This is a genomic window from Sphingopyxis sp., assembly GCF_035565275.1.
Taxonomy (GTDB): Bacteria; Pseudomonadota; Alphaproteobacteria; order Sphingomonadales; family Sphingomonadaceae; genus Sphingopyxis.
The window spans coordinates 1-11487 of the sequence record NZ_DATMST010000184.1 but is presented as its reverse complement, the minus strand read 5'-3'; the positions used below and the strand labels follow the sequence as shown (position 1 = coordinate 11487).

Here is an 11487-nt window from a genome sequence, read left to right as displayed (position 1 = left end):
CCGGCGTTGGCGGTCTGGACGAGGATGCGGCGGGCGTCTGCGGCCCAGACGAAGCTCTCTACCGCTTGCCCGGCGACCGGCGCGGGTGCAGCGGCGACGTCGGGGGTGACGGCCGATGCGATCATCAGCTGGAAATTGCCCGCGCCATGATCGCGGTCGGACAGGAAGGCGAGGCGGCGGCCGTCGGGCGACCATTTCGGCTGGCTGTCGTTCGCATCGTCGCTGCCGAGCAGGGTCACGCTGCCGTCGGGCGCAAGCAGGCCGATGCGGGTGACGGGGAAGCCGCCGCCCGCGCGCATCATCGGGCCCGAAAAGGCGATGACGCCGCTGGCGGGGTTCGGCGCGACATGGACGATGCCGTGGAACTGCCCGGCTCCGGGGCGATAGAGGCGCTCGAAATAATCGCGGACCTGCACGGCGATGGCGTCGGCGGTGGGGGAGGGGAGATCGCTATCGGGAGAGGCCACGGGAAAACCTTGCAAAAACAGGGAGCCGGATCGCTCCGGCCCCCTAGGGACTCAATAACGGAATTCGAACTGCAGGCCAAAGGTGCGCGGACGCACCCGATATTCCTGGCTTATATCCGTTGGTGGCTGGGTGATGCCGTTCCAGCCGCCGATATTTTCGACGTAAAGCGAGGCGGTCCAGTTGTCGGGCGATTCAAGTCCGAGGCTGGCGCGGGCCAGCAACGGCTCTTCGCTGAGGAAATAGCGCGCCGCGCCGCCGACGAGCAGGCGCGCCGGAATCTTCGAGCGATAGGTCATCGATCCCGACAACAGGCCCTTCAGGCCCGCTTTTCCGACCGGGAAGCGATAGTCGAGGAAGCCGCTCGCCGTATATTCGGGCGAGAAGGCGAGCCGGTCGCCCTTGTTGTAGAGCGTGACGGGGCCGCCAGCGGTCTGCGTTACGATCGGACCCGACAGGTCGAGGCCGTTCCAGCTGAACGTGCCGCCGATGTCGAGTCCTTCGATCGGGTGCGCGGTCAGCGCGAGATCGGCACCGAAGCCGCTGGCTTTCGGCCCGTTGACCGACGCCGCGAAGACGACGCCGTCGATATCGACGTTGAGGTTCTGCTGAATATCCTTCCAGTCGATATAATAGACGGCGGCGTCGAAGGTCAGCCCGCCATCGAGCAGGCTGCCCTTGGCGCCGACTTCATAGTTCGACAGCCGGTCGGCCTTGACCGGCGGGATGCCGGGCGCGGTGCGAATGATCGTCGGGCTCTGGTTGAAGCCGCTGCGGAAACCCTGCGAATAGGAGGCATAGGCGGTGAACTTGCGGCTCGGCAGCCAAGTGACCACCGCGCGCGGAGTGACTGCATCGAAGGTGTCGGTGCGGCGCGCGAGTGGCTGCGCGGGATTGCCGGTGGTCGGGGTGAGCTCGATCTGGGTCACGCGGTCCTTGAAATAGCGCAGCCCGCCGGTGACTTCGAACGTGCCGTCCATGAAGCTGCGCGTGACTTCGCCGAACGCCGCGAACGAGCGCGACTTGTCCTTGAAGTTGATCGGCGCAGGCAGCACGAACAGGGTCTGGCTCAGAAGGTCGGACGCGTCGCGATAGAAGCCGCCGACCGACCAGCGCCAGTCGCCGCCGCCGGTGGAATTGATCAGCAGTTCTTCGGTGAATATCTTCGAGCTGATCTCGGTGTGGAGCGTCTGGTTCGCGGCGAGATTGGTGTAATCGCGCTCGCTGAGGTTGCTGAATTTGAGGTAGCTCGTCGCGCTCGACACCTCGAACGCGCCGAAGTCGTAACCGAATTTGGCGCTGAACGCGTCGTAATTGAGCTTCTGCGGCAGCGGCACGGTGGTGAGCTGGTTGCCGTCGTCATTGGCATAGGCGGGGGCATCCTGATCGATGCGCGAGATCCATGCCGACAGGCCGAAGCTGAAGTCGTCGGTCGGCTGGCCGTTGAGCTTGATGCGGACGTTGCGCGATCGGCTGTCGTTGGCGTTTTTGACGCCGCGCGCGGGCTGGTCGATCCAGCCGCCGGCGCTTTCGAAGCCGCCGACGACGCGAAGGCCGAGCTTGCCCTCGACGAGCGGGATGTTGACCGCCATGTCGCCGCGATAGCTCTGGTCGCCGCCCTCGGTCGCGGCGACGCCGGCGCGGGTCTTGAGTTCGAAGCGATCGAGATTGGCATCGTTGGTGAGAACGCGGACGACGCCGTTCAGCGCGTTCGCGCCATAGAGCGTGCCTTGCGGGCCGCGCAGCACCTCGATCCGCGACATGTCATAGGCGTTGGTGTCGGGGAGGATCGCCGACTTGACGAGGCCGAACGGAACCGAATCGATATAGAAGGCCGAGGTGCTCGACCCTGCGAGCGTCGCGCCGTTCGCGGCGACGCCGCGGATCGTGAGCTGCGTCCCGCCGCCCTGCGGCGAGTTGGTGATCGAGATGCCGGCGACCGAACGCAGCGCCTCCGAAACACCGCCGCTCGCTTGCGCGTCGAGGTCCTTGCCGCCGAGCGAGGTGATCGAGATCGGCACGTCCTGCAGCCGTTCCTCGCGCTTTTGCGCGGTCACCACGATCTCGTTCGCACCGCCGGCGCCATCGGTTTCGTCGGCCGTCTGCGCGGCGACGGGCGCCGTCCACAGCATGGCGGCGAGAACTCCGAGGCCCGATCCAGTCTTCAGCTTGCTACGCATATAGTCCCCTTTTGCACGTTTTATGAATTGTGACGAGAGTGCGAATACCCAGTGAACACATTGTGTATAATCTGTGTAGACAAGTCAAGCGGGGGCGATTAGTCCGGTGCCATCGGCAACGGAAAGGCGCGCCATGGAACCGGAAAACATCATAGAATCAGTGGGAAGCGCGCCGGTCGAAACTTTTCGCGGAGTCGTCTTTCCATGGCATTGCGATGCGATGGGGCACATGTCGGTGCAGCATCAGGTGCCGCTACTCGACAATGCCGTTTATCATCTGCTCGGCTTTTTTGGTCCCGTTGCCGGTGAGATCGACGGCCGTAACGCGGGCTGGGCCGATGTCTCGCACGAGATTCGCTATCTTCACGAACTGGTCGCGGGCGACCTGCTCGTTCTTTCGAGCGGTATATTGTCGATCGGGCGTACATCGCTGCGGCACCGGACGATCCTGTCGCGGCGCCCCGACGCGAAACCCTGCACGATATTGGAGGGTGTCACCGTCCGCTTCGACCTGGACGCGCGCAAGGCGACGCCCTTGTCCGATCGCGAACGCGCCATCGCCGGACAACTGATGCTGCCGGCCGAAACAAACTGAACCAAGGGAGGCTGTAATGGAACGAGTGCTGGTTACGGGCGCAGGCGACAGCGTCGGACGCGCGATTGCCGAGCGTTTCCTGCAAAAGGGTGCGAAGGTGCATATCTGCGACGTACGCGGCGATGCCGTCGCGGCGACGCTGGCGGCGAATCCGGGAATGAGCGGTAGCGCTACCGATGTCGGCATACGGGCCGAGGTCGATGCGCTGTTCGATGACGTGCGCGCGAACCTTGGCAACCTGTCGGTCCTCGTCAACGTCGTCGGCATGGCGGGGCCACGCGCGCCGATCGAGGATATCGACGAGGACGAGTGGGACAAGACGATCGCGGTCAATCTGTCGGGCATGTTCTACACGATGAAACGCGCCGTCCCGATGCTGAAGGCGAACGGCGGCGGCTCGATCGTCAACTTCTCGACCTGTTCGACGCGCACCGGCATCCCGTTTCGCGCGCCCTATATCGCGTCGAAGGCGGGGGTCGAGGGGCTGACGAAGAACAGCGCGCGCGAGCTTGGTCCGTCGGGCATCCGCGTCAACGCGATCCTGCCCGGGATCATCAACAACGACCGCTTCCGCTTCATCGTCCAGCGCAACGTCGACGCGACGGGCCGCAGCTTCGAGGACATCGAGAACGACTATCTCAAATATGTGTCGCTGCGCTGCAAGGTCGAGCTCGGCGAGTTCGCCGACATGGTCGACTTCATCACCTCGGATGCCGGCAAGAAGATCACCGGCGAGATCATCGCCGTGAGCGGCAATATGGAATGGGAAGAATGACGATGAACAAGAAGACGATCCTGACCTGCGCGGTCACCGGCGGTGCGCCGTATAACAAGAAACATCCGTCGATGCCGGTCACGCCGAAGCAGATCGCCGACGCCTGCATCGAAGCGGCTTCGGCCGGCGCGAGCATCGTCCATATCCACGTCCGCGATCCCGAAACGGGCGAGGGCAACCGCGATCGCGCGCATTTCCGCGAAGTCGTCGATCGCGTGCGGCAGACCGGCACCGACATCGTGCTCAACCTGACGTGCGGCATGGGCGCCTATTTCCTGCCCGATCCCGAGAATGAAGGGCATATGCTGCCTGGCAGCGATGTCGTCGGGGTCGACGAGCGCGTTGCGCATGTCGAGGAACTGCTGCCCGAGATTGCGACGCTCGACATCGTCACCAACAACCAGGTCGAAGGGCCGACCGAATATATCTATTTCAGCCCGACGCACACGTTGCGCGCGATGGCGAAACGGTTCCAGGCCGCGGGCGTGAAGCCCGAACTCGAAGTGTTCGGTCCTGGCGATATCTTGTTCGGCAACAAGCTGGTCGAGGAAGGCCTGATCGACGGCCCGCCGATGATGCAGATGGTGCTGGGCGTGCAATGGGCTGCGCCGCACGGGGTCGAGACGATCCTGTACCAGAAGAGCCTGATGGCGCCCGGCACGATCTGGGGAGCATTCGGCATCGGGCGCGAGCAGATGCCGATGCTCGCGCACACGCTGCTGCTCGGCGGCAACATCCGCGTCGGGCTGGAGGACAATCTCTACATGTCGCGCGGCGTCTGGGCGACCAACGGCCAGCTTGTCGAGCGCGCCTATACGCTCGTCAACGCGGTCGGCGGCTATGACGTCGCGACGCCCGCCGAGACGCGCGAGATATTGAAGCTGCGAACCCCCGGCGCATGACCGAAGCCGCCGCGACGGTTCCGTGGTACGATGCGGCGGCGGTCGCGCGGGCAACGCCGATGCCCGCGCTGATCGCGGCGCTGCGCAAGGCCTTCGCCTCGGGTGCATTTTACGCGCCGGCACGGCTTGCCGCCGATATGGACGGGGCGTCGCTGCTCGTCATGCCGGCGTGGAAGCGAGGCGAGCGGATCGGCACGAAGATCGTTACCGTCGATCCGCGCGCGCGCCCGTCGATCCGGTCGACCTATGTCCTGACCGACCGGGTATCGGGGCGGCCGATCGCGTTGATCGACGGTGCTGCCCTCACGCGACGCCGGACCGCGGCGGCTTCGGTTCTTGCGGCATCGCGGCTGGCCCGGCCTGAGTCCGCGACGCTGTTCGTCATCGGTACGGGCGCGCTCAACGCGCCGATCATCGAGGCCTATGCCTCGGCTTTCGGGCTGACGCGGGTTCTGGTCTGGGGGCGCGATGCGGCAAAGGCCGAGGAGGCGGCGCGTGCGGCGCGCGACCGGGGATATCCCGCCGCCGCGATAGCGACGGTCGCGGCCGGGTTGGCGGAAGCCGACATCGTGTCTGCCGCGACGCTCGCGACCGAACCACTGATCGCCGGGGCCCTGCTGCGTCCCGGCATGCACGTCGATCTGATCGGTGCGTTCCGCCCTGACATGCGCGAGGCCGACGTCGAGGCGTTCGCCCGCGCGCGCGTCTTCGTCGATACACGCGAAGGGGCGCTGGAGGAGGCGGGCGATCTGCTCCGGGCAATCGCCACCGGTGCGATCTGTACGAATGCGATCGAGGCTGACCTTGCGGCACTGTGTTCGGGTGCGCATCCGGGGCGCAGCGACGATCGCGATGCGATCACCCTGTTCAAGTCGGTCGGAACCGCGATCGAGGATCTGGCGGCCGCCGAGCTCGTCGCGGCGGGCGTCGCACCTTGAAACTCGAACCGATAGACCGCGCGCTGCTGGCCGGCGAGCATGGCGCCGCCGCCGCGCGCGCGATGGCGCTTCTCGTCCGCTACGGTACCGCGTGCGGCGCCGAGCGGTTCATCGCGATCGAGTCCGCGCATATCGACGGATGCCTCTATCACGGCCCGTCGAGCATCGATTTCGCGCAGCGCTTTGTCGATCTGGGCGGAAAGGTGCGCGTTCCGACGACGCTTAACGTCGCCGCGGTCGATGTCACCCATCCGGGCTGGCATTGCGGGCCACCCGAAGTCATTGCGCAGCAGGAAACGCTGACCCGCCTGCACGAACAGCTCGGCTGCCTGCCGACGCTGACCTGTGCGCCCTATCAGCGCATGGCGCGCCCGCGGCGCGGCGAGCATGTCGCCTGGGCCGAGTCCAACGCGATCGTGTTCATCAACTCGGTGCTCGGCGCGCGCACCGATCGCTACGGTGATTTCACCGACCTTTGCGCGGCGCTGACCGGGCGGGTGCCGCTGGCGGGGCTGCATTGCGACGAAGCGCGCTGGCCCGCCGTCGTTTTCGACCTTCCTTCGATCGACGTCGCGGGTCTGCCGCGCGACCTCTATTTCGCCGCCGTCGGCTATGTCGTCGGCCGCCGCGCGCCGGGGATCGTCCCCTATCTGCGCGGACTGCCGCTCGATGCAAACGAGGACGAGCTGAAGGCGCTCGGTGCGACGGGGGCCTCGTCGGGCGCGCTCGCGCTGTTCCATGCCGAAGGGGTGACACCCGAAGCGGCCGATATGCCGACGGGGGGCGTGAAAGCCGAAGCGATATCGCCGGCGGAAACCGCGGCGGCGATCGCCTCGCTCTGCCGCGCCGCAAAGGGCGAAAGGGTGGCGGCGGTCTGCCTGGGGACGCCGCATTATTCCATCGATGAATTCGCCAAGCTTGCCCGCACCGTCGAGGCCCGTCACCGGTCGCCGGAAACCGAAGTCTATGTATCGACCTCGCGCGAGATCGCGGCCGCGGTGGCCGAGGATGCGGCATTCGACGCCTTGCGTGCGTTCGGCGTACACATCGTCGTCGATACCTGCACCTATCTGGCTCCCGTCGTCCGTCAGACATCGGGGCTGATCCTGACGACGTCGGGCAAATATGCCCATTATGGCCCGGGCAATCTTGGACGAAGGGTCGCACTGATGACGCTCGAACGCTGCATCCGTTCGGCCGAAACCGGCGTGGTGGCGGCGCCATGTTGATCCGCGGCCATGCGTTGATCGAGGGGATGGCGAGCGGGACGCTGCTGAAACTCGCCGAGCCGCTGAGCCTGTGGGGCGGAGTTGACCTGCAAGGCGGGCGCATCGTCGATGTCTCGCACCCGCAGCGGGGCGCGGTGCTGGCGGGCCGGCTGCTTGCGATGCCGGGAAGCCGGGGATCCTCTTCGTCATCGAGCGCGCTTGTCGAACTTGCGCGTTCGGGTCACGCGCCGGCCGGTGTGATCACGACCCGCGCGGACCCGATCCTGACCATCGGCGCGCTTGTCGCCGACGATCTGTATGGCGTGGCGATCCCGATGCTGGTCGTGTCGGACGAGGCGTTCGGCAAGCTGACCGACGGCGCGGTCGGGCATTTATGGTGCGAAGCCGGCGAGGCCGTGCTGACGCTGCCCGATCGCGGCCGCTGACGTCCGTCAGAAGGCGTATTTCAGCGTCACCCGCGCGTTTCGCGGTTCGCCGTAGACGAAACCCGGAAACCAGCCGTTGCCACTGTAGAAACGCTTGTCGAAGAGATTGTCGATGTTGACCTGCAGCGACAAGGCCTCGGTCAGTTCGTAACGCGCCATGATGTTGGCGATGGCATAGGCGGGTTGGCCGATGCGGGTTTCGTCGACGCCGGGTATGCCCGGGTCATCCGCCGTTACGGGCGGCCGGCTTTCCCATTTGACCGCGCCGCCGAGGCTCAGCCCGTCGAGGGTGCCGGTGAAGGCATATTTGGTCGCGAAGTTGAACGCCCGGCGCGGCTGGTGATTGAGCACATGCGCGCCATTGGCATCTTTCGCGCTGTAATCGCTCCAGCCGGCGCTGATGTCCCATTGCGGGGTTATCTTGCCGACGACTTCGAGTTCATAACCCTTGGCGACGACTCCCTTGGCGCCGATATAGGCCGGGTTGGTCGTGCCGGGCACAAGGAGACCGCCGTCGGGGACACCGAGATTATCCTGTTCGATGCGATATGCCGACGCCGTCGCCAGCAGCTTGCCGTCGAGCAGCAGCGCCTTCAACCCGATCTCGTAGCTATTTCCATCGACGGGATCGAGGAAACCGCCATTGCGGTCGCGAAAATAGGTCTGCGGCTTGAAGATGCTCGTATAGCTCGCATAGGCGGAAACATTGTCGGTAAAATTGTAGATGAGCCCGACATACGGCGTGAACACGCCCTTCGAGCTCACGCTGTAATCCGGAATGTCGGGCGTTGCGCCGTGCTCGTTGCGCTTGGTGTAGCTGAGGCGGCCGCCCGCGATCAGCTTCAGCCCGTCGACCAGACTGAGGCGGGTCGTTGCATAAACGGCCGCCTGCGTGGTGTTGCCATGATCGGATATGTACCGATCGCTCCATTCGGGCTCGGCGATTTGCGTGCCGTCGAAGCTGTTGAAATCGGTCATCGGGGCGATCGCGATCGGGTCGCGATTGGTCCAGCCACCATCGATGCGGCTCGCCATCGCGCCGATGGCTAGGTCATGCTCGCCGCCCAGCAGGGTGAAGGGGCCGTTGGCCATGATGCTGCCGTGCCATTGTTCGGGATTGGCCTTGAACCAATAGCCGTAGGTTTCCATGCCCGCGCCGGTGACCCGGTCGGGCAGCCCCTCGAGCCAGAGCAGCTTCGAATTTTCCTGCCCCTTGTGATAGCCGACATCGCCGCGAATGTTCCACCCGCCGCCCAGATCGTGCTTCAGCGTGGCAAAGGCCGAAATTTCGGTGGTGTTCCAGTGGCCCCAGTCGGTGCCGGTGGTCTTTGCACGCGGCCAGTCGGTGCGTGTGCCGTCGCTGTACCAATAGGGAAGCTGCGCCCACATGACTCCGTCGCGCTCGTCGCGCTGATAGCTCGCGCCGAAGGACAAGGTCGTGCGTTCGCCCAAGTCGGCGTCGATCACGCCATAAAGGAGGAGGCCCTTCCTTTCTTCCAGATCGACGAAGCCGTCCTGCTTATAGGCCTGCACGACCCCGCGGGTACGTACGGTCCCAGCGCTGTTAAGCGGCGACTGGACGTCGAGGGTCGCCGCGAAACGGTCCCACGACCCGGCCTCGAGGCGGATATCGCCGGTGAATTCGCGTTCGGTGGCGTGTTTGCGGATCAGGTTGACGACCGCCGACGGATCGCCGGAACCATGCATCAGGCCCGCGGCGCCGCGCACGAGATCGACGCGCTCATATTGCGCGGTGCTCGTTTCGCCAAAGCCGACGTTGCCGTTGACGAAAGGCGCGCCATCGAGCTGGAAATTCTGGACCTCGAAACCGCGCGCAGAAATCGAGCTGCGGCCGCGATCGACGTCCTTCTTGGAAATGCCGACAGTGAAATCGAGCGCGTCGTTGATCGAATTGAAGGCCTGATCGTCGATCTGCTGCCGCGTGATGACGCTGATCGTCTGCGGGGTTTCGATCGGCGAGAGCGCAAGGCCGGTCGCGGCGGCGGGCTGGTCGGTGCGGCCATAGCCGGTGACGACGATGGCATCGCCCGTCTGGTCATCGTCCGCGACGGGCGGCATACCCTGCTGCGCGTGGGCCGTAACCGACAGACAGAAGCACGCCGAACCCGACAGCAACAAACCCAGTGAGCGGCGCATGTTTTCCCCTTGTTTCCTGCTGATCCAGCTTCGGGCCGCGCCAGTAATGAGAATAACTCGCATTTGCAAGTCATGGAATAGATATCTTTCATCGAAGCGCGAGGTGAATGGGACCGGCCGGCGACGGCGATGACGGGCAAATTTCCCGGTGGTCGCCGAGGGGCAGGCAAAAAACGCACGCGCCGGGCATTTTGTTTATTGCAAATAAGTCGCAGTAAGGAATAGGGGGCTATGTCTTTCAGCCGGTCGCAACCTTTCCTGCGTGCTATTCCCGTTGCTCGCGCGACAGCGCGCCTGTTCGTCGCGTCGGCCGGCGGCTATGCCTTCGCGGTGGCGCTGGCTTATATGCTCGCGCGCGCCTGGCCCGCCCCGCGGGCCGAAGCGACGATCGCGGCATCGCTGGCGGCGATCCTCGCCATGCCGGTTGCTGCGATCTGGGCCTATGGCGTCCCGCGCTTGCGCTATGCGGCGGCCGGAATAGCGGTGATGACCGCACTGTGCGCGATCGTTGCCGCGCTGCTTGGCCAGCCCCGATGAACCGCGGGTTCCGCCAGTCGATGGCCGGGCTGCACAGCTGGTCCGGATTGATCGTCGGATGGTTGCTGTTCGCGATCGTGCTGAGCGGCACCGCGACCGTCTTCCGGTCCGAAATCAGCGGCTGGATGCGGCCCGAGATATCGAAGAGCGCGCCGCCCGACGCCGCGATCGAGGCGGCGGTCGGCTGGCTCGGCGCGCATCATCCGAAAGCGGCCGGCTGGTATCTGACCGCACCCGACGCGCGGATCCGGACCACGCAGGCCGTGTTCGACGACGCCGCCGCGCCGCTCGGATACCGCGACATCGCGCTCGACCCGGTCAGTGGCAGCCCCGGCGTCGCGCGTACGACGCTGGGCGGCGAATTCCTCTACCGTTTCCATTTCGAACTGCAGCTCCCCTATCCGTGGGGCCGCTATCTCGCCGTCGCCGCAGCGATGCTGATGCTGATCGCGATCATCAGCGGAATCATCGTCCACAAGCGCATATTCAAGGATTTCTTCACTTTCCGGGCAGGGAAGGGCAAGCGCAGCTGGCTCGACGCGCACAATGTCCTTGGCGTGCTCGCGCTACCTTTTCACCTGATGATTACCGCGACGGGGATCGTCACGCTGCTGACCCTCGTCATGCCCTGGGGCACGACCGCCAACTATGGCGACGACCTGCAGACTGCTTTTGCCGAATCGGCGCCGGGGCTCATCAGCCGCGAGGCTGCGGGCCGGCCGGCACAGCTGGCGCCGATCGGACCGATGCTTGCCGCTGCGCAGCGGCACTTCGGCGAGGGGCGGATCGGGCGGGTCAGCATCGCGAACCCCGGCGATGTGAATGCGATCGTCACGGTCAGCAATCACGACGGCGACCAGCTCGCCTATGCGACGAAGACCGCCAGCTTCGACGGGGCCACCGGACGAATGCTCAACGTCTACACCGAAGCCCGCCCGGCGCGGCAGACGCACGACGTGCTCTACGGCCTGCATATAGGCCGGTTCGCGCCCGAGGTCAGCCGCTGGCTCTATTTCCTGTGCGGGCTGGCGCTCGCGGCGACGATCGCGACCGGGCTGGTCCTGTGGATCGAATCGCGGCCGCAGGCGCGGGGCGCCGGCCCGTGGATCGCGGCGCGTCTGAATGTCGGCACGGTGGCTGGCTTCCCAATGGCGATCCTGGCCTTTTTCTATGCCAACCGCATCCTGCCCGCCGCGATGCCCGGCCGCGCGGAGGCCGAGGTCAGCGCCTTTTTCTGGACGTGGGGCGTGATGCTCGTCTTTGCCACGCTGCGCGTGCCCGCAC

General features: G+C 65.4%; 11 protein-coding genes. 8 read left to right on the top strand and 3 right to left on the bottom strand.

Going from position 1 to position 11487, the window contains the following annotated elements:
* Together VN047_RS12950 and VN047_RS12945 are read right to left on the bottom strand one after the other, a co-directional pair.
* A partial coding sequence (locus VN047_RS12950) for a TolB family protein (RefSeq protein WP_414712704.1) occupies positions 1-467 on the bottom strand: 467 nt, incomplete at its 3' end.
* Between the two features lie 51 nt (positions 468-518).
* Complete coding sequence (locus tag VN047_RS12945; RefSeq protein ID WP_325543303.1) at positions 519-2645, bottom strand: TonB-dependent receptor; 2127 nt, start codon at positions 2643-2645, stop codon at positions 519-521.
* A 133-nt stretch (positions 2646-2778) separates the two neighbouring features.
* Between VN047_RS12945 and VN047_RS12940 the strand changes: the two genes are divergently transcribed.
* Genes VN047_RS12940 through VN047_RS12915 form a run of 6 tightly spaced genes read left to right on the top strand, consistent with a single transcriptional unit; the run spans position 2779 to position 7509 of the window.
* A complete protein-coding gene (locus tag VN047_RS12940) occupies positions 2779-3240 on the top strand; it encodes an acyl-CoA thioesterase (protein WP_325543301.1) in 462 nt (153 codons plus the stop codon).
* Between the two features lie 16 nt (positions 3241-3256).
* Positions 3257-4015, top strand: coding sequence for an SDR family oxidoreductase (locus VN047_RS12935; protein ID WP_325543299.1), 759 nt, complete (start codon positions 3257-3259; stop codon positions 4013-4015).
* Entirely contained in the window at positions 4012-4917 is a 906-nt protein-coding gene (locus VN047_RS12930; protein ID WP_325543297.1) for a 3-keto-5-aminohexanoate cleavage protein, read from the top strand. The genes VN047_RS12935 and VN047_RS12930 overlap by 4 nt, the downstream gene beginning before the upstream one ends.
* Entirely contained in the window at positions 4914-5855 is a 942-nt protein-coding gene (locus tag VN047_RS12925) for an ornithine cyclodeaminase family protein (protein ID WP_325543295.1), read from the top strand. Before VN047_RS12930 ends, VN047_RS12925 begins: the two co-directional genes overlap by 4 nt.
* Positions 5852-7084, top strand: a complete 1233-nt coding sequence (locus VN047_RS12920; protein ID WP_325543293.1) for an aconitase X catalytic domain-containing protein — start codon at positions 5852-5854, stop codon at positions 7082-7084. Before VN047_RS12925 ends, VN047_RS12920 begins: the two co-directional genes overlap by 4 nt.
* Entirely contained in the window at positions 7078-7509 is a 432-nt protein-coding gene (locus VN047_RS12915; protein ID WP_325543291.1) for an aconitase X swivel domain-containing protein, read from the top strand. The genes VN047_RS12920 and VN047_RS12915 overlap by 7 nt, the downstream gene beginning before the upstream one ends.
* A 6-nt stretch (positions 7510-7515) precedes the next feature.
* On the opposite strand, the gene VN047_RS12910 is transcribed toward VN047_RS12915, so the two are convergent.
* The gene (locus tag VN047_RS12910) at positions 7516-9666 is read right to left on the bottom strand and encodes a TonB-dependent siderophore receptor (protein WP_325543289.1); all 2151 of its coding nucleotides are present in this window, start codon (positions 9664-9666) and stop codon (positions 7516-7518) included.
* Positions 9667-9897: 231 nt separating this feature from the next.
* On the opposite strand from VN047_RS12910, the gene VN047_RS12905 reads away from it, so the two are divergent.
* A complete protein-coding gene (locus VN047_RS12905; RefSeq protein ID WP_325543287.1) occupies positions 9898-10203 on the top strand; it encodes an iron transporter in 306 nt (101 codons plus the stop codon).
* A partial coding sequence (locus tag VN047_RS12900) for a PepSY-associated TM helix domain-containing protein (RefSeq protein WP_325543285.1) occupies positions 10200-11487 on the top strand: 1288 nt, incomplete at its 3' end. The genes VN047_RS12905 and VN047_RS12900, both read left to right, overlap by 4 nt.

Bases quoted from the DNA above. Each gene is read 5' to 3' on its own strand.
- VN047_RS12945 (WP_325543303.1), bottom strand. From the start codon at position 2,645: ATGCGTAGCAAGCTGAAGACTGGATCGGGCCTCGGAGTTCTCGCCGCC.
- VN047_RS12940 (WP_325543301.1), top strand. From the start codon at position 2,779: ATGGAACCGGAAAACATCATAGAATCAGTGGGAAGCGCGCCGGTCGAA.
- VN047_RS12935 (WP_325543299.1), top strand. From the start codon at position 3,257: ATGGAACGAGTGCTGGTTACGGGCGCAGGCGACAGCGTCGGACGCGCG.
- VN047_RS12930 (WP_325543297.1), top strand. From the start codon at position 4,012: ATGACGATGAACAAGAAGACGATCCTGACCTGCGCGGTCACCGGCGGT.
- VN047_RS12925 (WP_325543295.1), top strand. From the start codon at position 4,914: ATGACCGAAGCCGCCGCGACGGTTCCGTGGTACGATGCGGCGGCGGTC.
- VN047_RS12915 (WP_325543291.1), top strand. From the start codon at position 7,078: ATGTTGATCCGCGGCCATGCGTTGATCGAGGGGATGGCGAGCGGGACG.
- VN047_RS12910 (WP_325543289.1), bottom strand. From the start codon at position 9,666: ATGCGCCGCTCACTGGGTTTGTTGCTGTCGGGTTCGGCGTGCTTCTGT.
- VN047_RS12905 (WP_325543287.1), top strand. From the start codon at position 9,898: ATGTCTTTCAGCCGGTCGCAACCTTTCCTGCGTGCTATTCCCGTTGCT.